19 protein-coding genes are annotated in these 26144 nt (G+C 62.5%); 13 read left to right on the top strand and 6 right to left on the bottom strand.

Annotated elements, in window-relative coordinates:
- Positions 1 to 62: 62 nt before the first annotated feature.
- The 3 genes from atpD to G3O01_RS30305 all read left to right on the top strand — a co-directional run bounded on the left by atpD (position 63) and on the right by G3O01_RS30305 (position 3963).
- Positions 63 to 1457, top strand: a complete 1395-nt coding sequence (gene atpD, locus G3O01_RS30315) for a F0F1 ATP synthase subunit beta (protein ID WP_205810326.1) — start codon at positions 63 to 65, stop codon at positions 1455 to 1457.
- 150 nt (positions 1458 to 1607) lie between these two features.
- A complete protein-coding gene (locus G3O01_RS30310; protein WP_205810316.1) occupies positions 1608 to 2033 on the top strand; it encodes a F0F1 ATP synthase subunit epsilon in 426 nt (141 codons plus the stop codon).
- 199 nt (positions 2034 to 2232) lie between these two features.
- Positions 2233 to 3963 (top strand): AMP-binding protein, encoded by a 1731-nt coding sequence (locus tag G3O01_RS30305; RefSeq protein ID WP_205810314.1) that lies wholly within the window; start codon positions 2233 to 2235, stop codon positions 3961 to 3963.
- A gap of 784 nt (positions 3964 to 4747) precedes the next feature.
- On the opposite strand, the gene G3O01_RS30300 is transcribed toward G3O01_RS30305, so the two are convergent.
- Positions 4748 to 5530: a transporter substrate-binding domain-containing protein gene (locus G3O01_RS30300; protein WP_205810303.1), complete on the bottom strand. Its 783-nt coding sequence runs from the start codon at positions 5528 to 5530 to the stop codon at positions 4748 to 4750.
- Between the two features lie 172 nt (positions 5531 to 5702).
- Here G3O01_RS30300 and hemE point away from each other — a divergent pair, with 172 nt between their 5' ends.
- From hemE to G3O01_RS30280, 4 genes are all read left to right on the top strand, one after another.
- Complete coding sequence (hemE, locus tag G3O01_RS30295) at positions 5703 to 6806, top strand: uroporphyrinogen decarboxylase (RefSeq protein WP_205810301.1); 1104 nt, start codon at positions 5703 to 5705, stop codon at positions 6804 to 6806.
- A 444-nt stretch (positions 6807 to 7250) separates the two neighbouring features.
- Positions 7251 to 9509: a primosomal protein N' gene (locus tag G3O01_RS30290; protein WP_205810298.1), complete on the top strand. Its 2259-nt coding sequence runs from the start codon at positions 7251 to 7253 to the stop codon at positions 9507 to 9509.
- 179 nt (positions 9510 to 9688) lie between these two features.
- Complete coding sequence (locus tag G3O01_RS30285; protein WP_205810296.1) at positions 9689 to 11113, top strand: putative sulfate exporter family transporter; 1425 nt, start codon at positions 9689 to 9691, stop codon at positions 11111 to 11113.
- The gene (locus G3O01_RS30280) at positions 11110 to 11343 is read left to right on the top strand and encodes a hypothetical protein (protein WP_205810293.1); all 234 of its coding nucleotides are present in this window, start codon (positions 11110 to 11112) and stop codon (positions 11341 to 11343) included. The genes G3O01_RS30285 and G3O01_RS30280 overlap by 4 nt, the downstream gene beginning before the upstream one ends.
- A gap of 57 nt (positions 11344 to 11400) precedes the next feature.
- On the opposite strand, the gene G3O01_RS30275 is transcribed toward G3O01_RS30280, so the two are convergent.
- A complete protein-coding gene (locus G3O01_RS30275) occupies positions 11401 to 11559 on the bottom strand; it encodes a hypothetical protein (protein WP_205810290.1) in 159 nt (52 codons plus the stop codon).
- 308 nt (positions 11560 to 11867) lie between these two features.
- Between G3O01_RS30275 and putA the strand changes: the two genes are divergently transcribed.
- Positions 11868 to 15815, top strand: a complete 3948-nt coding sequence (gene putA, locus G3O01_RS30270) for a trifunctional transcriptional regulator/proline dehydrogenase/L-glutamate gamma-semialdehyde dehydrogenase (RefSeq protein ID WP_205810287.1) — start codon at positions 11868 to 11870, stop codon at positions 15813 to 15815.
- Between the two features lie 88 nt (positions 15816 to 15903).
- Positions 15904 to 17052, top strand: a complete 1149-nt coding sequence (locus G3O01_RS30265) for a branched-chain amino acid ABC transporter substrate-binding protein (RefSeq protein ID WP_205810282.1) — start codon at positions 15904 to 15906, stop codon at positions 17050 to 17052.
- Positions 17053 to 17324: 272 nt separating this feature from the next.
- On the opposite strand, the gene G3O01_RS30260 is transcribed toward G3O01_RS30265, so the two are convergent.
- From G3O01_RS30260 to G3O01_RS30245, 4 genes are all read right to left on the bottom strand, one after another.
- A complete protein-coding gene (locus G3O01_RS30260) occupies positions 17325 to 19025 on the bottom strand; it encodes a thiamine pyrophosphate-binding protein (protein WP_205810281.1) in 1701 nt (566 codons plus the stop codon).
- A 77-nt stretch (positions 19026 to 19102) separates the two neighbouring features.
- On the bottom strand, positions 19103 to 20491 hold the full coding sequence (locus G3O01_RS30255; protein WP_205810280.1) for an L-serine ammonia-lyase: 1389 nt from the start codon (positions 20489 to 20491) through the stop codon (positions 19103 to 19105).
- A gap of 81 nt (positions 20492 to 20572) precedes the next feature.
- Positions 20573 to 21589, bottom strand: coding sequence for an alginate lyase family protein (locus tag G3O01_RS30250; protein WP_241024389.1), 1017 nt, complete (start codon positions 21587 to 21589; stop codon positions 20573 to 20575).
- Positions 21590 to 21971: 382 nt separating this feature from the next.
- Entirely contained in the window at positions 21972 to 22568 is a 597-nt protein-coding gene (locus G3O01_RS30245) for a YdcF family protein (RefSeq protein ID WP_205810276.1), read from the bottom strand.
- 6 nt (positions 22569 to 22574) lie between these two features.
- On the opposite strand from G3O01_RS30245, the gene G3O01_RS30240 reads away from it, so the two are divergent.
- The 4 genes from G3O01_RS30240 to pseF all read left to right on the top strand — a co-directional run bounded on the left by G3O01_RS30240 (position 22575) and on the right by pseF (position 26103).
- On the top strand, positions 22575 to 23195 hold the full coding sequence (locus G3O01_RS30240; protein WP_205810274.1) for a formyltransferase family protein: 621 nt from the start codon (positions 22575 to 22577) through the stop codon (positions 23193 to 23195).
- Positions 23196 to 23258: 63 nt separating this feature from the next.
- Positions 23259 to 24254 carry a UDP-N-acetylglucosamine 4,6-dehydratase (inverting) gene (pseB, locus tag G3O01_RS30235; RefSeq protein ID WP_205810272.1) on the top strand — a complete coding sequence of 332 codons (996 nt, stop codon included), beginning with the start codon at positions 23259 to 23261 and terminating at the stop codon, positions 24252 to 24254.
- The gene (gene pseC, locus G3O01_RS30230; RefSeq protein WP_205810268.1) at positions 24251 to 25405 is read left to right on the top strand and encodes a UDP-4-amino-4,6-dideoxy-N-acetyl-beta-L-altrosamine transaminase; all 1155 of its coding nucleotides are present in this window, start codon (positions 24251 to 24253) and stop codon (positions 25403 to 25405) included. The genes pseB and pseC overlap by 4 nt, the downstream gene beginning before the upstream one ends.
- Positions 25402 to 26103, top strand: coding sequence for a pseudaminic acid cytidylyltransferase (pseF, locus tag G3O01_RS30225; protein ID WP_205810267.1), 702 nt, complete (start codon positions 25402 to 25404; stop codon positions 26101 to 26103). The genes pseC and pseF overlap by 4 nt, the downstream gene beginning before the upstream one ends.
- Positions 26104 to 26144 lie beyond the last annotated feature (41 nt).

The following is a 26144-nucleotide window of genomic DNA, read 5'->3' as shown; positions in this document are numbered from 1 at the left end:
AGGCGATTCCACCGAAATGCGCCGTTGCGCGAGTGAAGAATTGAGTATCTAAAGGAAAAGCGATGAGTACTACTGCTTTGGTAGAAGGCAAGATCGTACAGTGCATCGGCGCGGTGATCGACGTGGAATTCCCGCGTGAAACCATGCCGAAGGTTTACGACGCGCTCATTCTCGAAGGTTCGGAACTGACGCTCGAAGTCCAGCAGCAGCTGGGCGACGGCGTTGTCCGTACCATCTGTCTGGGTTCGTCGGATGGTCTGCGCCGCGGCGTGATCGTCAAGAACACGGCCAAGCCGATCAGCGTGCCCGTCGGCAAGCCGACGCTCGGCCGCATCATGGACGTGCTGGGCCGTCCGATCGACGAAGCTGGCCCGATCTCGAGCGAGACGACGCGCTCGATCCACCAGAAGGCTCCGGCGTTCGACGAACTGTCGCCGTCGACGGAACTGCTCGAAACGGGTATCAAGGTTATCGACCTGATCTGCCCGTTCGCGAAGGGCGGTAAGGTTGGCCTGTTCGGCGGTGCTGGCGTGGGCAAGACCGTCAACATGATGGAACTGATCAACAACATCGCTAAGGAACACGGTGGTTACTCCGTGTTCGCCGGTGTTGGCGAGCGTACCCGCGAAGGGAACGACTTCTATCACGAAATGAAGGACTCGAACGTTCTGGACAAGGTCGCGCTGGTGTACGGCCAGATGAACGAGCCGCCGGGCAACCGTCTGCGCGTCGCGCTGACGGGTCTGACGATGGCTGAGCACTTCCGTGACGAAGGCCTCGACGTGCTGTTCTTCGTCGACAACATCTACCGTTTCACGCTGGCTGGCACGGAAGTGTCGGCACTGCTGGGCCGTATGCCTTCCGCAGTGGGCTATCAGCCTACTCTCGCTGAAGAAATGGGCAAGCTGCAAGAGCGTATTACGTCGACGAAGACGGGCTCGATTACGTCGGTTCAGGCCGTGTACGTCCCTGCGGATGACTTGACCGACCCGTCGCCGGCTACGACCTTCGGCCACCTGGACGCAACCGTCGTTCTGTCGCGTGACATCGCTTCGCTGGGTATCTACCCGGCAGTCGACCCGCTCGATTCGACCTCGCGCCAGATCGACCCGCACGTGATCGGTGAAGAGCACTACAACATCACGCGTGGCGTTCAGCAAACGCTGCAGCGCTACAAGGAACTGCGCGACATTATCGCGATTCTGGGCATGGACGAACTGTCGCCGGAAGACAAGCTGTCGGTCGCGCGCGCTCGTAAGATCCAGCGCTTCCTGTCGCAGCCGTTCCACGTTGCTGAAGTGTTCACGGGCTCGCCGGGCAAGTACGTGCCGCTGAAGGAAACGATCCGTGGCTTCAAGATGATCGTCGACGGCGAGTGCGATCACCTGCCGGAGCAGGCGTTCTACATGGTCGGCACGATCGACGAAGCCTTCGAAAAGGCCAAGAAGATCCAGTAAAGGCTGGGTGTAACGAAGCGGGCGCCGGCTCGCGTGCGGTAGTCGTCGCGAGACGGTTACCAGGCGAAGCGGGTGCCTCGACCTACGCTCAACCACGGGACCAGAGCAGCGCGTTGAAGCGCCGACTCTGGTCGACAGGAGTCGACATAAATGGCAACCATCAAGGTAGACGTCGTCAGCGCGGAAGAGGAAATCTTCTCGGGCCAGGCGAAGTTCGTTGCGCTCCCGGGCGAAGCGGGCGAGCTCGGCATTCTGCCGGGCCACACGCCGCTCATCACGCGGATCCGTCCGGGTGCGGTGCGTATCGAATCTGAAAATGGCGACGAAGAGTTCGTGTTCGTCGCTGGCGGCATTCTCGAAGTTCAGCCAGGTGCGGTGACGGTTTTGGCCGACACGGCAATCCGCGGCAAGGATCTCGACGAAGCAAAGGCAGAGCAGGCACGCAAGCGCGCGGAAGAAGCGCTGCAAAATACCGGCTCGAACCTCGAATACGCTACCGCGCAAGCGGAGCTGGCGTACGCGACGGCGCAGCTGGCCGCGATCCAGCGTCTGCGCAAGCTGCGCGGACAGCAGTAAGCAGCACACTCGAAAGCAGCCCTCGTGGCTGCTTTTTTTCGTCTTGTACTTGACGTTTACGGAAAGGTCAGCAAAATCATACCGACGCCCGAAACAGCTAGAAAGCTGCGGGTAAGACTTGATGCCGGGCGGATCGCCGCAGAGGCACAATCGGTCGCAAACTCATTTCAATACTGGATTCACCTCTGGAGACAACACCATGGCAACGCAAGCTGCAGGAGAGAGTGCACTCATCGAGCCTAAAGACGGGCTGTCCTACGTGCGTGGTTCGACAGAAGTGCCGCTAAGCGAATCGACGGTCGGACAGTTTCTGGTCGACACGGCGCGACGCTTCCCCGAGCGGCCGGCCGTGGTGTTTCGCGAGCAGGAAATTCGCTGGAATTGGGCGGAGTTTCAGCAAGAAGTCGACGTATTGGCGTCCGGTTTGCTGCAGCTTGGAATCCAGAAGGGCGATCGCGTCGGCATCTGGTCGCCGAACCGCGTCGAATGGCTGATGACGCAGTTTGCGACGGCGCGTATCGGTGCCGTACTGGTCAACATCAATCCCGCCTATCGTCTCGCCGAACTCGAATACGCATTGAACAAGGTGAGCTGCAAGGCGATCATCTCGGCAGAGAAGTTCAAGACGTCGATGTATCTGCAGATGCTGCAGGAACTGGCGCCGGAACTCGCAACGGCTACACCCGGCGATCTCCACGCGGCCCGTTTGCCGGATCTGCGAATCGTGATCCGCATGTGCGACACCGAAACGCCGGGCATGCTGACCTTCTCGGACGTGATTGAGAGCGGGCGAGAAGCATTCGATCCCGCAAGACTCGACGCGATCGGCGCGACGCTCGATGCGAATGATCCCATCAACATCCAGTTCACGAGCGGCACGACCGGGAATCCGAAGGGCGCCACGCTGACGCACCGGAACGTGGTGAACAACGCGCGCTACATCGCGATGGCAATGCGGCTCACCGAACAGGATTCGCTGTGTATTCCGGTGCCGCTGTATCACTGTTTCGGAATGGTTCTGGCCGTGTTGGCGTGCGTTTCAGTGGGTGCCGCGATGGTGTTCCCGGGCGAAGCGTTCGAGCCGGGTGCAACGCTAAAAGCGGTCGCAGAGGAAAAATGCACGGCGTTGCACGGCGTTCCCACCATGTTCATCGCCGAACTGGATCACCCGGATTTCGCGACCTTCGATCTGACACGGCTGCGCACGGGCATCATGGCGGGCTCGCCGTGCCCGATCGAGACGATGAAACGTGTCGTCTCGCAGATGCATCTCGCTGAAATCACGATCGCTTACGGGATGACTGAGACGAGTCCTGTGTCGTTCCAGAGTTCGACCACAGATCCGCTAGATAAGCGGACAACGACGGTCGGTCGGATTCAGCCGCATCTGGAAGTGAAAGTGGTCGATCCGCTCGGCAATATCGTGCCGGTCGGCGAAACGGGCGAGTTGTGCACGCGCGGCTACTCGGTGATGAAGGGCTACTGGGGCGACGAGGCGAAGACGCGCGAAAGCATCGTCGACGGCTGGATGCATACCGGCGACCTCGCGACGATTGACGCGGACGGCTATTGCAATATCGTGGGCCGGCTGAAGGACATGTTGATCCGCGGTGGCGAGAACATCTATCCGCGCGAAATCGAGGAGTTTCTGTTCCGCCATCCGAAGATTCAGAGTGTCCAGGTATTCGGCGTGCCGGACTCGAAGTACGGCGAGGAAGTTTGTGCGTGGGTCGTCCTGCGCGCCGGCGAGCATCTGAACGCCGAAGACGTGCAGGAGTTTTGCCGCGGCCAGATCGCGCACTACAAGATTCCGAAATACATCCGCTTCGTCGACGAACTGCCGATGACGGTGACAGGCAAGGTTCAGAAGTTCGTGATGCGCGAGCGAATGATCGACGAACTTCACCTCAAGGAAGATAAGACCGCGTGACGTGGAGAACTCTCGAGGCCTGAAAGCAAAAAACGCCGTGTGCAAGTCACACGGCGTTCTGCTTTTGGGGAGCCAGTTCACGCTGAGAACAAACAGTGCGCAAACGTTTGGCGAGGCAAAAAAAAAGCGGGCCTGGAGCCCGCTAAAAACCACACGCTACGGGGTTAGCGCGAGGAGACCATTGGAGGAACCGACTATTCGACGCGATCGACGTCGACCACGATTCCAGCAGAGATGCCCCTTTGAAGAGCTTCGGCGCTTTTTTTTGCCGACCGCCGGGAGAGATATGTCTAAAGACACTACTACCCGGCCGCATCCTTGCTGAACCCGTGAAAGGCATTGTGGGCGAATTACCTGCCTTGCGCGGTAACAAAGTGTTTCAGGTTGTAACGCCCGCCAGATAAGGCGCTGCGGGATTTTTTGCGAGTCTGAAACGCATATTGCGCAAATATTACCGATACCTTTTGAGTCAATTGTGGCTGTTTTGGTGCGACCGTTCGCATAGTCTATTGCGCTGCGTTATCGCAGATTCGAGGACACGCGGAGTGCCGCGGCCAATCAGTCCAATTCCCTCAACCCTAATGCTCATACGGATTACACAGCCGTCCGTTTCAAACTGCCGTTCGTCATCTCCTCAAATTGATGCTGCGTCGCCGCATTAACCGACCGTCCGGAACGGACTCATGAGCGACCTGGCGGGTATATAACATCAGATGATTAGTCCCCAAGCAGTCGCGCGAACCGATCGGTAAGTGCGACTGCTTCGGCCGTCACAAAGTCGGCGTTACTTCAGCCACTTGTCGGATATCGCCTGATATTCGCCCGACGCACGCGCCAGATGTAACCACTGATCGACATATTGCTGGAAGACGACGTCGCCTCGCGGCACCAACCATGCCTTTTCGCCGTACTGAAACGGCTTGTCTGGATGCACCGCGCATAGTCCCGGGTTGAGCTTTTGCTGCAAGAGCGTTTCCGACGCGTCCGTCACCATCACATCAGCCTTGCCCGCGAGAATCTGCTTGAAGATAGTGACGTTATCCGGGTAGACGGTGAGGGTCGCATGCGGAAAAAATTGCCTCGCAAACCGTTCATTCGTGCCGCCCGGGTTGAAGATCACGCGCGTCGACGACTGGTCGATCTGCGCAACCGTCTGATACTTCTCGACTTCGTCGCAACGCACGATAGGCGACTTCCCATCCACCTGATACGCGACCGTGAAGAAAGCCCGTTTCTGCCGATCCAGCGTGGTCGAAACGCCACCGACAGCGACATCGCATTTCGCCACGAAGTCGTTCATCAAGTTCGACCATGACGTTTTGACGAACTCCGCTTTCACGCCGAGCGACTTCGCCAGCGATTCCGCCATGTCGATGTCGATGCCTTCGAACTGCTCATCCTGCTTGTAGAACGAATACGGCTTGTAGTCGCCTGTCGTGCAGGCCCGCAGCGAACCGCGCGACAGCACTTCGTCGAGCCGCGATCCCGCCGCAGGTGCGACACTTTGCGCATGGGCCGCGCCCGTACAACACAGGGCGCTCGCCAGCACCAGAATGGCTTTCTTCATCGAGTCTCCGTTATCGTTGTTTATCGTGGTGCAACGGGATCGATAATAGTCCGGGCAACTATCGGTGACTATCGACTGGAAGGTATAGGACAAACAGCAATTGCCAGGATTACGGAGGCGTCGTCGGGCGCTCAACGGTTAAAATATCCCTTTGCCTTCAGTTGCGAGCAACGTGGCCTACAACCTCCTCAACGACACCTTCCTGCGCGCGTTACTGCGCCAGCCGACCGAGTACACGCCGATCTGGCTGATGCGCCAGGCGGGACGTTATCTGCCGGAGTACAACGCGACGCGCAGCCGCGCGGGCAGCTTTCTCGGCCTCGCGAAGAATCCCGATTACGCGACGGAAGTCACATTGCAGCCGCTCGAGCGCTATCCGCTCGACGCCGCCATTCTCTTCTCCGACATCCTCACCATTCCCGACGCGATGGGGCTCGGCCTCGATTTCCAGGTCGGCGAAGGGCCGAAGTTCGCGCACCCGGTGCGCACGGAGGAAGATGTCGCGCGTCTGGCAGTGCCCGATATCGACAGCACGCTGCGCTACGTCACCGACGCCGTGCGCCAGATCCGCACCGCGCTCACCGACGCGCAAGGCCGCCAGCGCGTGCCGCTAATCGGCTTTTCTGGCAGCCCGTGGACGCTTGCGTGCTACATGGTCGAAGGCGGCGGTTCGGACGACTTCCGCACCGTGAAGTCGATGCTCTATAGCCGGCCGGATCTGATGCACCGCATTCTCGACGTCAACGCGAAGGCGGTCGCGGCTTATCTGAACGCGCAGATCGAAGCGGGCGCCCAGGCCGTGATGATTTTCGATACATGGGGCGGCGCACTCGCCGACGGCATCTATCAGCGCTTCTCGCTGCACTACATCCAGCAGGTCGTGAACCAGTTGAAGCGCGAGCATGACGGTAATCGCGTGCCCGTCATCACCTTCACGAAGGGCGGCGGTCTGTGGCTCGACGAGATTGCCGCGACGGGCGTCGATGCCGTTGGGCTCGACTGGACGGTGAATCTGAGCAAGGCGCGCGAGCGCGTCGGCGGCAAGGTCGCGCTTCAGGGCAACATCGATCCGTCCGTGCTGTTTGCGCCGCCGTCGACCATCCGCATCGAAGCGCGCGCGGTGCTCGACAGCTTCGGCAATCACCCGGGGCACGTGTTCAATCTGGGACACGGCATCTCGCAATTCACGCCGCCTGAACACGTCGCTGAACTGGTCGACGAAGTGCACCGGCACAGCCGCGCCATCCGGGCGGCGAGCAGTGCTCCAAAGGCGTGAAACGATCCCCAGGATTGTGACGTTTTTGTTGCGATGCAGCGACGTGGGCTCTCGGCCTAAGGGGAAAATAGCGTTCCAAAGGCCGTCCTGCCGTCGTCCTGGCGTTGTCAAGACTTGACTTATGCACATTTGTCTCGTTGCGGCGCGGTAGAGGGATGAATCGTCGCAGCCACCTTGAAAAGTCGGGAGAAATCTGGTCAAGCCCTTGAGCGACAAGGGTTTCCGGGTTCTTAAGACAAATGTGCGCTATCCCACAAAGAGGCCGGTGCGACGGCCCTCGCGGGCTATCCGGGGCAAGTTCTCAACAAAGTTATCCACAGGCCAGCGGGATCGATCGTAATTGTCGATGCAAAATCAAAACTTAGCGCCGAAATTGAAGTTTTACTTTAAGTGTGTCGGCGGCGGGTTCCAGCCTGTGAATAACTTTCTCCGCGAAGGGCGTCCATGCGAGTCGACGATCTGACTGGCATCTACGTTCGCGTCGCGCTCGATCATCCTCTGCCGACGCTTTTCGACTACCGCTGCGACGCCGCTTTCGCGCCTGCGCCGGGCATGCTCGTCAGCGTGCCGTTTGGCAAGCGCCACGTGGTGGGCCTCGTCATGGAAGTGACTGCTCACAGTGACGTGCCCTCAGATCGCCTGAAATCGGTCCACAGCGTATGCGCCGCCTGTCCGCCTGTTTCGGAACCCTGGCTCCAACTCACGCAATTCGCTGCTGAGTATTACCAGCGCGGTATTGGCGAAGTCGCGCTGCCCGCGCTTCCGCAAGCACTGCGCGATCCAGCGCGCTGGGCACGGCTTTTCGCGCCGGAAGAACATTACCGCTTGCTGCCTGCCGGTCGCGCGGCGCTGCCCGATGCGCTTCCGGCACGCGCCACGGCGCTGCGTCGCCTGGCTGCTGCGCTCGCGGACACTGATTCGCTGCCCGCCGCCGATGCCCGCGCATTGCACGCAAAAGCAACCGCCACACTCGAAGCGTGGCAAGCGGAAGGCTGGGTCGCGCTCGACGTCATCGATCCCGCCGCGCCCCGCGCCGCGCAGGACCACACGCCGCAAAGCGCGTCACTCCCGACGCTTACCGACGAGCAATCGGCCGCTGTCGAAGCCATCAGCAACGCGCACGCTTTCGCGCCGTTTCTGCTACACGGCGTGACGGGCAGCGGCAAGACGGAGGTCTATCTGCGTGCGCTCGCCGGTCTGCTGGCGAGCAATCCGCAGGCGCAGGCGCTGGTGCTCGTGCCCGAGATCAACCTCACGCCGCAATTCGAAGCCGCATTTCGCGCGCGTTTTGCGTCGATGGACGATACCGAAATCGTCACGCTGCACAGTGGGCTTGCCGAAGGCGAGCGCGCCCGCAACTGGTTCGCCGCGCACACGGGGCGCGCGCGCATCGTGCTCGGTACGCGGCTGGCTGTGCTGGCGTCGCTGCCGCATCTGGCGATCATCGTCGTCGATGAGGAACACGATCCGGCCTACAAGCAGCAGGAAGGTCTGCGCTACTCGGCGCGTGATCTGGCCGTGTGGCGCGCGAAGCAGCTCGGCATTCCTGTCGTGCTCGGTTCGGCGACGCCGTCGCTGGAAAGCTGGTGGCAGGTCGAGCAGGGCCGCTACAAGCGGCTCACGTTATCGCGCCGTGCCGTCGCCGACGCGGTGCTGCCGACCGTCAGGCTTATCGATCTTGAGGATGAGCGCAGGCGTGGGCGTGCGTCGGTGGAAGGTCTGTCGGGTCCGTTGATCGCCGCACTGAAGATACGCCTTGAACGCGGCGAGCAAAGTCTCGTGTTCCTGAACCGTCGCGGCTATGCGCCGCAACTGGCATGTGACGCATGCGGCTGGGTCGCGGGCTGCCCGCGCTGCAGCGCCTACGTCGTGCTCCACAAGCCCGAACGCGCGCTGCGCTGCCACCATTGCGGCTGGGAATCGCGCATTCCGCGTTCGTGCCCGGAGTGCGGCAACGTCGATATCGCGCCGATGGGACGCGGCACGCAGCGCATCGAAGAGGCGCTTGCGGGCGCGGTGCCGGGTGCGCGCGTGCTGCGTATCGATGCCGACAGCACGCGCCGCAAGGGCAGCGCGCAGGCGTTGTTTTCGGATGTGCACGCGGGCGAAGTGGATATTCTCGTCGGCACGCAGATGATCGCGAAAGGCCACGATTTCCGGCGGGTATCGCTGGTGGGCGTGCTGAACGCAGACACGGCGCTCTTTTCCCACGATTTCCGCGCCAGCGAGCGTCTTTTCGCGCAACTGATGCAGGTGAGCGGCCGCGCAGGCCGCGCCGGTTTGCCGGGCGAAGTACTCGTGCAGACGCGCTATCCGACGCACGCGCTGTATCACGCGCTGGGTCGGCAGGATTACGTCGGCTTTGCCAATTCGACGCTCGCCGAGCGCCGCGACGCGCATCTGCCGCCGTTCGTCTATCAGGCGATGCTGCGCGCCGAAGGCCGCACGCTCGACGCCGCGCTGACCTTCCTGCAACAGGCCGCCGCGGCGCTCACCGACATTCCCGCTGCCAGCCGCGTGACTGTCTATGACGCCGTGCCGCTCACCATCGTCAAGGTGATGCACGTGCATCGCGCGCAATTGCTGGTCGAAAGCGCGTCGCGCGCCGCGTTGCAGGCCACGCTGCGCGCCTGGCAACCGGCGTTGCGCACGCTCAAGGGCGTGCTGCGCTGGAGCATCGAAGTCGATCCGCTCGATATCTAAGGCGCGGCCCGCTGTTTTCGGTCAACCCACGCGTATTTGCTCGCAAATCCCTTTAAGTCATATCGATAAAACGAAAGGTCGTTTCGTTTCGCGACATCGCTCGACTATATTTCGCCGAATCGGCGCATGAATCACAACAATCGATAGCGCGTGCGCCGCAACCTCGACCGGGGCACACAATGAGCGATACAAGACATACCTTGCCGGCGGGCGCACAGCCTTCGCGACGGGCAAGCACGACAGGCGGCGGTGGACTTTTTTCGACGGAAGACTGGTGGGCCGTGTGGGTCGGCCTGCTGGTGATCGTCGTTGCGTGGGCGCTATTCGCGTCGGGTAGCAGTATCAAGTGGCTCGCGACGGCACCCGCGAAATGGACCGATCCCGGCGTGGCCGCGCGGGATCTGGTCAAACATCTGCCGAACTACGTTGCGCTGTTCGTCGTGTTTGCCGTGCTGTTCGGCGTCAGCCTGAGCGTGCTGAGGCAGCGGATCGGGCACTTTCTGGCGTCGTTTGCGATCCTGTTTGCCGTATCGGTGCTGATATTCGAAGTCGGCGCGTGGGCCAACGCGTCGAAGTACAACCTCGAACCGCCGCTCGTCGCGCTCGCGCTCGGGCTGCTGATCTCGAACGTGTTCCGCTTGCCCGAGTGGTTTTCGGCGGGACTGCGTGTCGAGTTTTACATCAAGGTCGGGATCGTGCTGCTCGGCGCGACGCTGCCGTTCACGCTGCTCGTATGGGCGGGCCCGGTTGCTGTCGGGCAGGCGACGATCGTCTCGCTCGTCACCTTCTTCGTGATTTTCTTCGCGGCGAAGTCGCTTGGACTCGACAAACGCTTTGCCGCGGTGCTCGGCGTCGGTGGCGCGGTGTGTGGCGTGTCGGCGGCAATCGCAATTGCGGGCGCGGTTCGCGCGAAGCGCGAACAGGCGTCAGTCGCGATTACGCTCGTGATCTTGTGGGCAATCGTGATGATCTTCGTGCTGCCGTTCGCGTCGCGCTCGCTCGGGCTCTCGACGGCCGTCGCGGGCGCATGGATCGGCACATCCGAATTCGCCGACGCCGCCGGCATCGCCGCGGCGCAAGCCTACGGTGATTTCGCGAAGCACGCGGGCGGCGCAATCGCCGGATCGCCCGAAGCGTCGCTTCAGGCGTTCACGTTGATGAAGGTGGTCGGCCGGGACATCTGGATCGGCATCTGGGCCTTCCTGCTCGCGATCGTCGCGACGACGCGCTGGGAATCCAGCGAAAGCGGCGTCACGGCGAAAGCCGACGCGCGCGAAATCTGGGCGCGCTTTCCCAAATTCGTGATCGGCTTCGTGATCGCGTCGGCGCTCGTCACGTGGATCGCGAGCCACTACTCGCTCGCGGATTACCGCAAGGTCGTCACGCCCGAGTTCGTCGCGCCGATCACCGCGCTGCGCACGTGGGCGTTCATCTTCTGCTTCTTCAGCATCGGACTGACGACGCGCGTGCGTTCACTCGCGGCGACCGGCATCAAGCCGTTCATCGCGTTCACGGCCGGCGTGGTGATCAATATCGCCATCGGCTACGCGCTGTCCGCGCACGTGTTCGCACCGTATTGGAATAGCTTGGGGCAGGGCTCGTGAACGCGCCTGCCGTTCTCGACGACAACGCCACGCCCGACGAGCGTCGGCCGTGCTGCGCCGATTGCCGGTTTCGCGCCGACGACCGGCATTCGCTTGAGCAGAGCATTCCTGGCCTCGCTGTATTCAGTTCGGGCTTTGGCGCAAGTGTCGCCGATAGCCGTTTGTGTCTGATCCACGACCAGCTCGTCGCGCCACGCGACAGCTGCGGTCGTTTCTCGCCGATGCATTGATTGCATCCGCTTCACCGAAACGCGCGCGAGAGGCGCGCGTTTCGTCTCGCAGCGCGTTCAGCCGCGCATCGACTCCGCGTTCGCATCGCGTTCGCCGTCGCGTACTTCGACGGGAATCAGCTCACGCCGCGACACGCCCGTCGCACCGCGAATGAACAGCACCATGCACGTCGCGAACATCATCCAGACACCCGCTACAACCAGCCATTTTTCCATTTTGGTCACCCCGTAAAGCAAGACATCGAACCCCGTACCGTGCGTCATTGCGCATCTCATGACCGGTATATCGGCGGGATTTCGATTTCGATAAGGGTTGCCAAAAAATAAACCGATCCAGGGAAAACACCGAGCGCAACCGCGCGCCTCCGGAAGGTGCATGCTGGCCGCAAACCCTTATGTGACAAGCCTTTCCAAAGGGTGCAACCGTTTCACGCCACAGGTTGCACCTTTTTATTGAGAGGGGTACGATTCGCCCAACTTTTTAGTCTTTGGCCGGCGTCCGTCCGGCGCATAAAGAAGGAACCATGGCGAGCACCACCCTTGGCGTCAAAGTCGACGATCTGCTGCGTACCCGGCTGAAAGATGCCGCCACGCGTCTCGAACGCACCCCGCACTGGCTGATCAAGCAGGCGATCTTCGCTTACCTGGAAAAGATCGAGCACGGCCAGCTTCCCGCTGAGTTGTCCGGCCATCACGGCGCAACCGAGCTGGCCGACGGCGCCGATCACGACGAAAACGACGGTCTGCATCCGTTCCTCGAATTCGCGCAGAACGTGCAGCCGCAATCGGTGCTGCGCGCGGCGATCACGGCGGCGTATCGACGCCCCGAGCCGGAGTGCGTGCCGTTCCTGCTCGGCCAGGCGCGTCTGCCCGCGAACATCGCGAGCGACGTGCAGACGCTGGCGGGCAAGCTGGTCGAAACGCTGCGCGGCAAGAGCACGGGCGGCGGCGTCGAAGGGCTGATTCACGAGTTTTCGCTGTCGAGCCAGGAAGGCGTCGCGCTGATGTGTCTGGCCGAAGCGCTGTTGCGCATTCCCGACCGCGCGACCCGCGACGCGCTGATCCGCGACAAGATCAGCAAGGGCGACTGGCGCTCGCACGTCGGCCATGCGCCGTCGCTGTTCGTGAACGCGGCGACGTGGGGCCTGATGATCACCGGCAAGCTGGTGACGACGAATAGCGAAACGGGTCTGTCGTCGGCGCTGACGCGCATGATCGGCAAGGGCGGCGAGCCGCTGATCCGCAAGGGTGTCGACATGGCGATGCGCCTGATGGGCGAGCAGTTCGTCACGGGCGAAACGATTTCCGAAGCGCTGGCCAACAGCCGCAAGTTCGAAGCGCGCGGTTTCCGCTACTCGTACGACATGCTCGGTGAAGCCGCGACGACGGAAGCCGACGCGCAGCGCTACTACGCATCATACGAACAGGCGATCCACGCGATCGGCAAGGCTGCCGGCGGCCGCGGCATCTACGAAGGTCCGGGCATTTCGATCAAGCTGTCGGCGCTGCATCCGCGCTATTCGCGTTCGCAGCAGGAACGCACGATGAGCGAACTGCTGCCGCGCGTGCGCGCACTCGCGATTCTCGCGCGCCGCTACGACATCGGCCTGAACATCGACGCGGAAGAAGCGGACCGCCTCGAAATCTCGCTCGATCTGCTCGAAGCGCTGTGCTTCGATCCGGAACTGCAAGGCTGGAACGGCATCGGCTTTGTCGTGCAGGCGTATCAGAAGCGCTGCCCGTTCGTGATCGACTACATCGTCGATCTGGCACGCCGCAGCCGTCACCGGATCATGGTTCGTCTCGTGAAGGGCGCGTATTGGGATACGGAAATCAAGCGTGCGCAAGTGGATGGCCTCGAAGGCTATCCGGTGTACACGCGCAAGATCTATACGGACGTGTCGTACCTCGCGTGCGCGAAGAAGCTGCTGAGCGCACCGGATGCCGTGTATCCGCAGTTCGCGACGCACAACGCGCACACGCTGTCGGCCATCTATCACCTCGCGGGCCAGAACTACTATCCCGGCCAGTACGAGTTCCAGTGCCTGCACGGCATGGGCGAGCCGCTGTACGAAGAAGTCACCGGCCGCGACAAGCTGAACCGTCCGTGCCGCGTGTACGCGCCGGTTGGTACGCATGAAACGCTGCTCGCATATCTCGTGCGTCGTCTGCTGGAAAACGGCGCGAACACGTCGTTCGTGAATCGCATCGCGGATGAAACCGTTGCGATCAAGGATCTGGTTGCTGATCCGGTGGAAGAAGCGTCGAAGGTCGTGCCGCTCGGCGCGCCGCACGCGAAGATTCCGTTGCCGCGCAATCTGTTCGGCACGGAGCGTACCAATTCGATGGGCCTCGATCTGTCGAACGAGCATCGTCTCGCGTCGCTGTCGTCGGCGTTGCTGGCGAGCGCGAATCATCCGTGGCGCGCTGCGCCGATGCTCGAAGACAACGAGATCGCCGTCGGCAATGCACGCGATGTGCGCAATCCCGCCGATCATCGCGATCTCGTCGGCACGGTGGTCGAAGCGACGCCGGAACACGTGAGTGCCGCGCTCTCGCATGCTGTCGCTGCCGCGCCGATCTGGCAGGCGACGCCCGTCGAAGCGCGCGCCGATTGCCTCGCGCGTGCCGCCGATCTGCTCGAAGCGCAGATGCATACGCTGATGGGTCTCGTCGTGCGTGAAGCGGGCAAGTCGCTGCCGAACGCGGTTGCGGAAATCCGCGAAGCCATCGACTTCCTGCGCTACTACTCGACGCAGATCCGCGACGAATTCTCGAACGACACGCACCGTCCGCTCGGTCCTGTTGTGTGTATCAGCCCGTGGAACTTCCCGCTGGCGATCTTCATGGGCCAGGTTGCCGCCGCGCTCGCCGCTGGCAATACGGTGCTCGCGAAGCCGGCAGAACAGACGCCGCTGATCGCCGCACAAGCCGTGCGCATTCTGCGCGAAGCGGGCGTGCCCGCAGGCGCAGTGCAACTGCTGCCGGGCGATGGCGAAACGGTCGGCGCCGCGCTGGTCGCCGATGCGCGCACGCGTGCCGTGATGTTCACCGGCTCGACGGAAGTCGCGCGTCTGATCAACAAGACGTTGTCGAACCGCCTCGATCCGGACGGCAAGCCGATTCCGCTGATCGCCGAAACGGGCGGCCAGAACGCGATGATCGTCGATTCTTCGGCACTTGCTGAACAGGTCGTCGCGGACGTGCTGCAATCGTCGTTCGATTCGGCCGGTCAACGTTGTTCGGCGCTGCGCGTTCTTTGTCTTCAGGACGACGTTGCAGACCGCACGCTCGAAATGCTGACGGGCGCAATGAAGGAACTGGCTGTCGGCAATCCGGACCGTTTGTCGGCTGATGTGGGCCCTGTGATCGACACGGACGCGAAGCGCGGCATCGACGCGCACATCGCGTCGATGCGTGAAAAGGGCCGCAAGGTTACGCAACTGCCGATGCCGGAAGGTTGCAATGCAGGTACGTTCGTGCCGCCGACGCTGATCGAACTCGACAGCATCGACGAGCTGAAGCGTGAAGTGTTTGGCCCGGTGCTGCATGTGGTGCGTTATCGCCGCAGTGCGCTGGACAAGCTGCTCGAACAGATCCGCTCGACGGGTTACGGTTTGACGCTCGGCATCCACACGCGTATCGATGAAACGATCGCGCATGTGATCAGCCGCGCGCACGTGGGCAACATCTACGTGAACCGTAACGTGATCGGCGCCGTGGTCGGCGTGCAGCCGTTCGGCGGCGAAGGGCTGTCGGGCACGGGTCCGAAGGCGGGTGGTGCGTTGTATCTGCAACGTCTGCTGGCAACGCGTCCGGCGGGCTTGCCGAAGTCGCTCGCGCAGACGCTGATGGTCGACAATTCGCAAGCTGCATCGAATGGCGCACAAAACGGCAACGCCGCGAGCGATAATCCTGCCGCTGCGCTGACGACGCTGCGCGACTGGCTGATCGCGGAACGCGAGCCGGTGCTGGCCGCACGTTGCGACGGTTATCTGTCGCACGTTCCGGCGGGCGCGACGGCGGTGCTGTCGGGTCCGACGGGCGAGCGCAACACGTACACGCTCGGCGCACGCGGCACGGTGCTGTGCGTTGCATCGACGGCAAGCGGCGCGCGCGTGCAGTTCGCGGCGGCGCTTGCGACGGGCAACAAGGCGCTGTTCGAAGGCGCGGCGGGCGAGCAGTTGTATGCTGCGTTGCCCGCATCGCTGAAGCAGTACGCGAGCGTGAAGAAGAACGCCGAAGCATCGTTCGATGCCGTGCTCTTCGAAGGCGACAGCGACGAGCTGCTGACGCTCGTGAAGGACATCGCGAAGCGCGCTGGCCCGATCGTGTCGGTGCAGGGCGTTGCGGCGCGCGCGCTGGAAAGCGGCGACGAGGATTACGCACTCGAACGTCTGTTGACGGAACGTTCGGTGAGCGTGAACACGGCAGCCGCAGGCGGTAATGCGAATTTGATGACGATCGGCTGAGCGAACCTCGCTCGATCGATTCAAAAAAATGGCGCGAGACGGCGACCCCGATCACCGCGCCGTCCACACCTGGTACCAAGGAGAAGCTATGCAACATACGATGAAAAAGCTGGCAGGCGCGACGCTGTTCGCTGCCATGTCGCTGGCGGGGACTGCGCATGCACAGCAGGTCGAAGACGTGAAGATCGGCTTCGCCGGCCCGATGACGGGCGCACAGGCGCACTACGGCAAGGACTTCCAGAACGGCATCACGCTCGCAGTCGAAGACATGAACGCGACGAAGCCGGTGATCGGCGGCAAGCCGGTTCGCTTCGTGCTGGACGTGGCCGACGACCAGGCTGACCCGCGCACGGGCACGACGGTCGCGCAGAAGCTCGTCGACGACAACATCAAGGGCATGCTCGGTCACTTCAACTCGGGCACGACCATCCCGGCATCGCGCATCTACGCGAACGCCGGCATTCCGCAGATCGCGATGGCGACGGCACCGGAATACACGCAGCAAGGTTTCAAGACGACCTTCCGCATGATGACCTCGGACACGCAGCAAGGCTCCGTTGCGGGCACGTTCGCTGTGAAGACGCTGGGCGTGAAGAAGATCGCGATCGTCGACGACCGCACGGCTTACGGCCAGGGTCTGGCTGATCAGTTCGAAAAGGCAGCGAAGGCAGCAGGCGGCACGATCGTCGATCGCGAATTCACGAACGACAAGGCTGTCGACTTCAAGGCAATTCTGACGAAGCTGAAGTCGGTGCAGCCGGATCTGATTTACTACGGTGGCGCCGATTCGCAGGCTGCACCGATGGTCAAGCAGATGAAGACGCTGGGTATCAAGGCGCCGCTGATGGGCGGCGAAATGGTCCACACGCCGACGTTCCTGCAAGTCGCTGGCGATGCGGCTAACGGTACGGTTGCTTCGCTGGCTGGTTTGCCGCTGGAAGAAATGCCTGGCGGCAAGGACTATGTTGCCAAGTACAAGAAGCGTTTTGGTGAAGACGTTCAGACGTACTCGCCGTATGCGTATGACGGCGCAATGGCCCTGTTCGATGCAATGAAGAAGGCTAATTCGACGGATCCGGCCAAGTATCTGCCGATGCTGGCGAAGACCAGCATGCCGGCTGTGACGACCAAGGATCTCGCTTATGACCCGAAGGGCGATCTGAAGAACGGCGGTATCACGCTGTATAAGGTTGTCGACGGTAAGTGGACGACGCTGCAGAGCGTTGGTGGCAAGTAATCTTTTTGCCTTGCGGCGCCTGGGTTTTATAGCTGGGCGCTGCTGATTTTTTCGAAGCCTCGTAGGGTTTATTGCTCCGCGAGGCTTTTGTGTTTTTTCGCGGCTTATGTTGTTGGCATCCGCGACTTGTTATTGGTTCTTCACGCGTTGCCCCTGTGCGGGGCGGCACCTACTTTTCTTTGCTGCTGCAAAGAAAAGTAGGCAAAAGAAAGCAGCTCACACCAAGCCGCTTGACGAATGCCCACGGGCCCCCGGCGGCCCGTGGCTTCTGCTTATTCGCCTCGCAGTTTCTTGCCCTGCTCGCGTACCTGCTCCAGTGTTGCGCCCGGTGTGCTCGCCTCCTGAATCAGACGGACTTCGATCACTGCCGGTTTCTTCGATTCCTGTGCGCGCTTGAATGCGGGCATGAAGTCTTCCGTGCGCTCCACCGTTTCGCCGTGTGCGCCGAATGATTTCGCAAACGCCGCGAAGTCCGGATTCGTCAGTCCCGTTCCATGTACGCGGTTCGGATAGTGCCGCTCCTGATGCATCCGGATCGTGCCGTACTGGCTGTTGTTCACGACGATAAAGATCACCGGCAAGTCGTACTGCATCGCCGTCGCAATCTCCGATGACGACATCATGAAGCAGCCATCACCCGCAAACGCCACCACCGTTCGGTCCGGATACATCGACTTCGCTGCGATCGCCGCCGGTACGCCGTAGCCCATCGCGCCGCTTGTCGGTGCGAGTTGTGAGCGGAAATGGCGGTACGCAAAATGTCGATGCAGCCACGTTGCGTAGTTACCCGCGCCGTTGGTGAGAATCGCGTCCTTCGGCAGGTGCTCACGCAGTTGCAGCATGATCTCGCCCATCTGCACGTCGCCTGGAATCTTGCGCGGCTTGCGCCATTCGAGGTATGCGTCGTGCGCTTCTTTTGCCGAGCCTTCCCACGCCAGTTTCGTCGATGGCTTCAGTTGGGCAAGCATCGACGCGATTTCCGGCATGCCCGACACAATCGGCAGATCGGCAGCGTAGACGCGGCCCAGTTCTTCCGCGCCCTGATGCACGTGGATCAGCGTCTGCTTCGTCTTCGGAATCTCGAGCAGCGTGTAGCCGCCTGTTGTCGCTTCGCCGAGTCGCGGACCCAGTGCGAGCAGCACGTCGGCTTCGTCGATGCGCTTCGCAAGCGCCGGGTTGATGCCGAGGCCCACGTCACCCGCGTAGTTTGGGTGTTCGTTGTCGAGCGTGTCCTGGAAGCGGAATGCGAGACCAATCGGCAATTGCCAGTTTTCGATGAAGGTGCGCAAGTCCTCGCACGCTTGCGGCGTCCAGCCGCTGCCGCCCGCGATCACCATCGGTTTCTTCGCGCCTTCGAGCAGGCCGCGCAGTCGTTCGATCTGCTGCGGCGCCGGCGCCGCCGCCACGCGTTGATATGCGGGTGCGCCCGGCATCGCGGCACACGCATCGCTCAACATGTCTTCCGGCAGCGACAGCACGACGGGGCCCGGTCGGCCCGATGTTGCCGTGTGGAATGCGTGGCTCATGTACTCGGGGATGCGGCGGGCGTCGTCGATTTGCGCGACCCACTTCGCCATCTGGCCGAACATGCGGCGATAGTCGATTTCCTGAAATGCCTCGCGGTCCAGATGCTCGCGCGCGCACTGGCCGATCAGCAAAATCATCGGCGTCGAGTCCTGAAACGCAGTGTGCACGCCAATCGATGCGTGCGTCGCGCCCGGTCCGCGCGTGACGATGGCGACGCCCGGTCGGCCCGTCAGTTTGCCGACGGCTTCCGCCATGTTGGCCGCGGCCGCTTCGTGGCGGCACACGACCGTCTGGATTTGCGACGTCTCGTCGTGCAGTGAATCGAGTACCGCCAGAAAACTCTCGCCGGGCACGCAGAACACGCGCTCGACGCCATGCGTCAGCAGCGCGTCGACCATCAGACGCGCGCCGGTAGTCATATTTGATGCATCGGAAGACAGCGACATTGCGAAGACACCTCCAGTCAGAAGAGCTTCGACAGCTTACGCCGAGTCCCTTTCAGGTGTCATGCGTAAAAGCGGCATCAACATTCGATGATGTTCACCGCCAGCCCGCCGCGCGACGTTTCCTTGTACTTGGTCTTCATGTCGGCGCCCGTTTCGCGCATCGTCTTGATGACGGAATCGAGCGAGACGTAATGGCTGCCGTCGCCGCGCAGCGCCATACGCGCTGCGTTCACCGCCTTCACCGACGCCATCGCGTTGCGCTCGATGCACGGAATCTGCACCATCCCGCCGACCGGGTCGCACGTGAGGCCCAGATTGTGTTCCATGCCGATTTCCGCAGCGTTTTCCACCTGCAACGGCGTGCCGCCCATCACGGCCGCGAGCGCGCCCGCTGCCATCGAACACGCGACGCCGACTTCACCCTGACAGCCGACTTCCGCGCCCGAGATCGACGCGTTCAGCTTGTACAGAATGCCGATCGCCGCCGCCGTCATCAGGAAGTCGAACACGCCTTGCTGGTTCGCGTTCGGCATGAAGCGCGTGTAGTAATGCAGCACGGCCGGGATGATGCCCGCAGCGCCATTGGTCGGCGCGGTGACGACACGGCCGCCCGCGGCATTCTCTTCGTTGACGGCGATCGCGTACAGGTTGATCCAGTCGACCATCGACAGCGGATCTTGCAACGCACGCTCCGGATTGCCCGTCAGCGCGCGATATAGTTGCGGCGCGCGGCGCTTCACCTGGAACGGGCCGGGCAGATTGCCGTCCGCGTCGGGGTTATTGATGCCGCAGCCGCGCGCGACGCACGATTGCATCACGTCCCAGATCTTCAGCAGACCCGCGCGCGTTTCTTCTTCCGTGTGCCACGCGCGCTCGTTGTCCCACATCAGTTGCGCGATGCTCTTGCCCGTCGTTTTGCACATCTCGAGCAATTCAGCGCCGGTGCGGAACGGATGCGGCAATTGCTCGACAGCCGACAGCACTTTCGTATTCGGCGCGCCCGCCGTCACGACAAAACCGCCGCCGACAGACAGATACGTCGATTCGCGCAGCGTCTCGCCGTTCGCATCGAATGCACGCAGCTTGAGGCCGTTCGGATGCTCGGGCAGCGCCTGTCGATAGAACGAAATGTTGTCCTTCAGCACGAACGGCACCGGATGCGTGCCGAGCAGCGCGAGCGTGCGTGACGTGCGGACCTGTTCGAGGCGGGCCGCGATGGTTTCGGGATCGACGGTATCGGGTGCGTCGCCGAGCAGGCCGAGCATCACGCCGCGATCGGTGCCGTGGCCTTTGCCCGTCGCACCGAGCGACCCGTACAGATCGACTTTCACCGATGCCGTGTTCGCCAGCAGTCCGTCGCGCTCGAGCCCTTGCGCGAACATCAGCGCGGCGCGCATGGGACCGACCGTGTGAGAACTCGACGGGCCAATGCCGACTTTGAAAAGATCGAAAACGCTGACTGCCATCACTGCTCCTGCTAGAAAGTTCGTCTGTGCTGCACTGCGCGGGTAGCGCGGCAGCTCAATGCGCCGATGCGCCGCGCGTGATCAACGCGCGGGCAACGGCAGGCACACGGCGAGCCACGCGGGCGGCGTCGGTGCCAGTTGTCGCGCGATGGGCAAATAGCGCCCATCGAGCCGTGCGGCGAGGTGATACAACTCCGCCGCGTTTTTGGGATCCCACTGACCACTATAGCCGGGCAACCCGGCCTCGCGGCGCTTCGCGTCGAAGGGCACGCTCGAGTGTACGAACTCTTCGTGCGTCTTTTCGCCCGTAGCGTATGGCGTCAGCCAGTTCAATGCGGCGGCGAGCGTTGCGCCGCCAGGCGCGCGTTCATTCAGCCAGTTGCGGTTGTGGCGGCGCGCAGCGAGCGCGGCCGTCACGAGCGGTTGCAGATCGTAGGTCACGTAGTGCAGCGCATCACGCTCGCCGAAATCGACAGTCGTGCCGTCAGGCGCGATGTTGTCGTTGATGTGTTCGACGTAGAGGCGCTGCGCCGACTCGATCAACTTGCGGTTGTCGAGCGTAAAGGCGGCCATCGAAATCAGCTTCACGCGGTGGCTCTGCCAGTTGTTGCGGAACGTGCCCGTCAACGGGCGCTTTTGCGCGTCGATCTGCGCGATGTAGCCGTTTGCGAGCTTCGTCAGAAAGGCCATCGTCGCGTTGCGTGTCTTCACGGGCAGCGCGCTGGCCGTCATGTCGTAGGCGAGGATCAGCCCTTCGAATGGCGTTTCGTCGATCGGATTGAACGACGGCTGGTAGGTCGTCACCCACGCATACAGCAGGCGATCGACCAGCTTCAGATAGCGGTCGTCGCTGGTCGCGCGCCATGCGAGCGCGGCGTCGCGCAACAGATCGAGATCTTTTTCCGCTTCCTTGCTCTGGTCGTAGATGCCCTCGTGCGGCAGCGTGCCTTCCGTGTGCAACCGGGGCACGGCATGCGCGGGCGCGTTCAGCTGCGCCTGGACATTGCTCACCAGAGCCTTGACGCCCGGATCGGCATTGGTGCGTTCGCTGGTTTGCAGCGCCGGCGCGGCGCAGAGGTTCATGGCGGCGTGGGCCATCCCCGGCGACAGCGCACACACTGCCACGGCGAGCAGCGTGGCGGCACTGCGTGGAAGAAACGGACGCGTCGACGGCGCGCGCGCGCTACGGCGTATCGGCGCCTGACCGTTTCGCTTCATGCATGGCTCCTCTGGTTCGATCCAAGTTGAGATGTTAGCCGCCCAACGCGCAAAGCGACAGCCCGACAGGCCACCGCGCAGGGCGGACGGCCCGGCTGGCGGCCCGTCGGCGGCGTCTCACGCAGCCCGCTTTATCGACCGAATTGGGCCGCTTTTCGCCCGCATTTCCACGCGTCGTTTTTTCCGGATGTCATCGATACTGCCTTCCGTGTTACAGGGATTGCGTCGTAAGTGGACAGCTGACGGACGGCAGTGCGCCGCATCAGACGCGAGGATAGACGTCGCCGTTGTAGAACGGATGACGCTCGCGCAACCGCTCGAAGATCGCATCGCCGTCGCCAGACGCGACGCCCGAGAAGGTGGCGCGAAACGCGTCGAGCGAGCGTGCTTCGCTGGCCAGCTGCGCGGCAGTCGGTGGATCGCCGGCGCCTGCGACGTCGATGTGGAATGAAGGGCCGTAGACAAAGGTGAAGATTTCGAGCGTGCGGGCCGCGTGATAGGCGCTCGTGGCAACGAGTATGCGCGGGCCGTCGAACGTGGCAGCGAGATTGCGCCGCGTGAAGACGGCGTCGCCGACGGTGTCGCGAGACGTGGTTTCGGCGATCACTCGCGACGCATCGAGCTGCGTGTATTCGAGTGCATAGCGCCGCATGGCGTCCGCGATGCAGATGTCCGAGTCGTCGCGATAGGCCCAGCCGCACATCACGAGCAAGGGCGCGCTGGCGGTTTTCATCGCCTCGATGCCGAGGTCTACGCGTGCGCGGGTTTCGTCGTTCAGGGTTCCGTCCGCATCCATCAGATTTGCGAGGACCACGACGGCGTCGTAGCGGGCGTCGGTGAAATCTACAGGGTTCGGCATAGGCAAATGAAAGTACTGTTTTTGACGAGTGGCGAGGCGGCGCGGCCGCTGGCCGGCTGGCTCGGCCAACGCGAAGCGCTCACTGTGCGGGAGACGCCGTTGAGCGCTCAGGATGTTGCCGCGCTCGCGCCGGACCTGATTGTAAGTCACTCGTACCGTCACATTCTGAAGCGAGACGTGCTTGCCGCCGCGCCGGGCCGGTTCATCAACCTCCATATCTCGCTGTTGCCCTACAACCGCGGCGCGGACCCGAACCTGTGGTCGTTCCTCGACGACACGCCCAAAGGCGTATCGATCCACCTGATCGACGAGGGCATCGATACGGGCGCGATTCTGCTGCAACGCGAAGTTTCGTTCGACGAGAACCGCGAGACGCTCGGCAGCAGCTACGCGACCTTGCAGCAGACGATCGGCGAGCTGTTCATCGACAACTGGCCGTCGTTGCGCGACGGGCGAATCGCGCCGCGCTCGCAGACGGGCACCGGCACGTTTCACCGTGCAAGCGAATTCGCGGCGCTCAAGGATGCGCTGCTGGGCGACGAAGGATGGAACGTGCCGATCCCGGTTCTGCGGCAGCGTCACCGCGCGCTGCTCAGCGGGACGGCGCAAGGGCATGACAACGCATAAACGGGCAACCGGGACGCATACGCGGTTCACGAGAAGTACGGCTCGATATCAAGGAAGCGAACAATGTTGGACAACAAGGCAATTCTGATCACGGGTGGCACGGGTTCCTTCGGCCATAAGTTCATTTCGGCGGTGCTGGCGCAATACAAGCCATCGCGTGTCGTGGTGTTTTCGCGCGACGAGCTGAAGCAATACGAAATGCAACAGAAATTCGACGCGCCGTGCATGCGCTATTTCCTCGGCGATGTGCGCGACGCCGAGCGTCTGCGTCAGGCCATGCGCGGCATCGATTACGTGGTGCACGCTGCCGCGCTCAAGCAGGTGCCCGCCGCCGAATACAACCCGACGGAATGCATCCGCACCAACGTGACGGGCGCTGAAAACGTGATCAATGCCGCGATCGAAAACGGCGTCGAGAAAGTGATCGCGCTGTCCACCGACAAGGCCGCGAGCCCGATCAACCTGTACGGCGCGACCAAGCTGCTGTCCGACAAGCTGTTCGTGGCGGCAAACAATCTGGTCGGCAAACATCGCACCCGCTTCGCCGTCGTGCGCTATGGCAACGTGGTGGGGTCGCGCGGCTCGGTCGTGCCGTTCTTCCGCAAGCTGATCGCCGAAGAGGCGAAGAGCCTGCCGATCACCGATCAGCGCATGACGCGCTTCTGGATCACGCTCGATCACGGCGTGGACTTCGTGCTGAAGAACTTCCAGCGCATGCAGGGCGGCGAGATCTTCGTGCCGAAGATTCCGTCGGTGAAAATCGTCGATCTGGCGAAGGCGATGGCGCCCGAACTCGATCAGCACGTGATCGGCATTCGACCCGGCGAGAAGCTGCACGAAATGATGATCGCCCGTGACGACAGCCTGCACACGCTCGAATATCACGACCACTACGTCATCACGCCGGCGATCCGCTTTGTCGTGCAAAGCGAGTACGCGACGAACGGCATGGGCGAGACCGGCAAGCGCGTCACGGAAGGCTTCAAGTACACCTCCGACAACAACGGCTGGTTCCTCACGGTGGACGAACTGGCTGCCCTCGACAAGCAACATCCATGAGTGCGTTCATTCCGTACGGCCGGCAGTCGATCGACGCCGAGGACATCGCGGCCGTCGAAGCCGTGTTGCGCTCCGACTGGCTCACGCAAGGCCCGGCGATCGCCGCGTTCGAAGAAGCGCTGGCCAGCCGCGCCGGCGCTCGTCACGCCGTCGCCGTGTGTAACGCGACGGCGGCGTTGCATATCGCGTGTGTCGCCGCCGGGCTGGAACCGGGCGACCGGCTGTGGACGGTGCCGAACACGTTCGTCGCCTCGGCGAATTGCGGCCGGTACTGCGGCGCGGAAGTCGATTTCGTCGATATCGATCCGCTTACGTGGTGCATGGACGCAAACGCACTCGAAGCGAAGCTGAAGGCGGCGCGCCCGGCCGGCACCTTGCCGAAAGTGGTGATTCCCGTGGCGTTCGCGGGCCGCAGTTGCGACATGAAGCACGTGAAGCGTCTGTCCGACGAGTACGGTTTCACCGTGATCGAAGATGCATCGCATGCCGTCGGTGCAACGTACGCGGGGCGGCCCGTCGGTTGCGGCGAGTACGCGCACATGACGGTATTCAGTTTTCATCCGGTGAAGATCGTGACGACGGGTGAGGGCGGCGCCGTGCTGACCAGCGATCCCGCGTTGTGCGATCGCCTGCGCCGTCTGCGCAGTCACGGCATTACGCGGGACGCCGCGCAGATGGATACGCCTGACGAAGGCGCGTGGTCGTACGAGATGCAGGAGCTGGGTTTCAACTACCGGATCACCGATATCCAGGCGGCGCTCGGGCTGTCGCAACTCAAGCGTCTGGACGGCTTTCTCGCGCGACGCCGCGAACTGGTACAACGCTACGGCGCGCTGTTGAAGAACCTGCCGCTGCAATTGCCGCAGCTCGACGCGCTCGACGATTCCGCGTGGCATCTCTATGTCGTGCGCGTGAAGAACGACGATCGCCGCGCAGTGTTCGATGCGTTGCGCCGCGCCGATATCGGCGTCAATGTTCACTACATTCCGGTTCATCTGCAGCCGTACTATCGCCGCCTCGGCTTCGAGCCCGGCGATTTTCCGCAAGCGGAGCAGTATTACCGCGAGGCGCTCAGCCTGCCGCTCTACGCGAGCCTCACCGATGCGCAGCAGGATCGCGTGGTGACGGAACTGAAGCGGGTGCTCGCATGAGCCGCGTCGCCATCATTCCCGCGCGCGGCGGCAGCAAGCGCATTCCGCACAAGAACGTTCGCCTGTTCGACGGCGTGCCCATCATCGCGCATTCGATTCGCGCAGCGCTCGATAGCGCGCTGTTCGATCGCGTCGTGGTCAGCACCGACAGCGAAGACATCGCGGCCGTTGCGCGCGATTACGGCGCGCAGACGCCGTTCATGCGCCCCGCCGAACTCTCCAACGATCACGCCGGCACGCTCGAAGTGGTGCAGCACGCGTTGAGCGCGCTCGACGAGCCATACGATTACGCGTGCTGTATTTACGCCACTGCGCCGTTCATCGACGTTCGTTATCTTCGTGAAGGCATCGCGATGCTCGAAGCGCATCGCGAGAAGTCTTATGCGTTTTCGGTGACGACCTTCGCGTTTCCCGTGCAGCGCGCCCTACGCCTGACGGCGGACGGTGGGCTCGATGCCGTCTATCCCGAACACCGTCTGACGCGCTCGCAGGACTTGCCGGAAACCTGGCATGACGCAGGCCAGTTCTATTGGGGACGCACACCGGCATGGCAGCGCGGCGACACGCTGTTTTCACCGTTGTCGATGCCCGTCGTACTGCCGCGCCATCTCGTGCAGGACATCGACACGCCCGAAGACTGGCGACGCGCGGAGCTGATGTTCGCGGCGCTGCGGGCGCTCGCGCAATCGAACGGATGAAGCGCAAACCCGCAACACACAGGAATCGCGCGCTCCGATGA

The organism is Burkholderia sp. Ac-20365 (assembly GCF_017104715.1).
GTDB lineage: Bacteria > Pseudomonadota > Gammaproteobacteria > Burkholderiales > Burkholderiaceae > Paraburkholderia.
Note: the sequence above shows the minus strand (reverse complement) of the source record. Positions and strands in the feature narration are given on the sequence as shown.

Excerpts from the sequence above, each read along its gene's own strand:
- G3O01_RS30305 (WP_205810314.1), top strand. The coding sequence starts at position 2,233 with ATGGCAACGCAAGCTGCAGGAGAGAGTGCACTCATCGAGCCTAAAGAC.
- pseC (WP_205810268.1), top strand. The coding sequence starts at position 24,251 with ATGAGTGCGTTCATTCCGTACGGCCGGCAGTCGATCGACGCCGAGGAC.
- G3O01_RS30255 (WP_205810280.1), bottom strand. The coding sequence starts at position 20,491 with ATGGCAGTCAGCGTTTTCGATCTTTTCAAAGTCGGCATTGGCCCGTCG.
- G3O01_RS30310 (WP_205810316.1), top strand. The coding sequence starts at position 1,608 with ATGGCAACCATCAAGGTAGACGTCGTCAGCGCGGAAGAGGAAATCTTC.
- atpD (WP_205810326.1), top strand. The coding sequence starts at position 63 with ATGAGTACTACTGCTTTGGTAGAAGGCAAGATCGTACAGTGCATCGGC.
- putA (WP_205810287.1), top strand. The coding sequence starts at position 11,868 with ATGGCGAGCACCACCCTTGGCGTCAAAGTCGACGATCTGCTGCGTACC.
- pseB (WP_205810272.1), top strand. The coding sequence starts at position 23,259 with ATGTTGGACAACAAGGCAATTCTGATCACGGGTGGCACGGGTTCCTTC.
- G3O01_RS30285 (WP_205810296.1), top strand. The coding sequence starts at position 9,689 with ATGAGCGATACAAGACATACCTTGCCGGCGGGCGCACAGCCTTCGCGA.
- G3O01_RS30275 (WP_205810290.1), bottom strand. The coding sequence starts at position 11,559 with ATGGAAAAATGGCTGGTTGTAGCGGGTGTCTGGATGATGTTCGCGACG.
- G3O01_RS30260 (WP_205810281.1), bottom strand. The coding sequence starts at position 19,025 with ATGTCGCTGTCTTCCGATGCATCAAATATGACTACCGGCGCGCGTCTG.
- G3O01_RS30300 (WP_205810303.1), bottom strand. The coding sequence starts at position 5,530 with ATGAAGAAAGCCATTCTGGTGCTGGCGAGCGCCCTGTGTTGTACGGGC.
- G3O01_RS30250 (WP_241024389.1), bottom strand. The coding sequence starts at position 21,589 with ATGGCCCACGCCGCCATGAACCTCTGCGCCGCGCCGGCGCTGCAAACC.
- G3O01_RS30290 (WP_205810298.1), top strand. The coding sequence starts at position 7,251 with ATGCGAGTCGACGATCTGACTGGCATCTACGTTCGCGTCGCGCTCGAT.
- pseF (WP_205810267.1), top strand. The coding sequence starts at position 25,402 with ATGAGCCGCGTCGCCATCATTCCCGCGCGCGGCGGCAGCAAGCGCATT.
- G3O01_RS30240 (WP_205810274.1), top strand. The coding sequence starts at position 22,575 with ATGAAAGTACTGTTTTTGACGAGTGGCGAGGCGGCGCGGCCGCTGGCC.
- G3O01_RS30245 (WP_205810276.1), bottom strand. The coding sequence starts at position 22,568 with ATGCCGAACCCTGTAGATTTCACCGACGCCCGCTACGACGCCGTCGTG.
- G3O01_RS30265 (WP_205810282.1), top strand. The coding sequence starts at position 15,904 with ATGCAACATACGATGAAAAAGCTGGCAGGCGCGACGCTGTTCGCTGCC.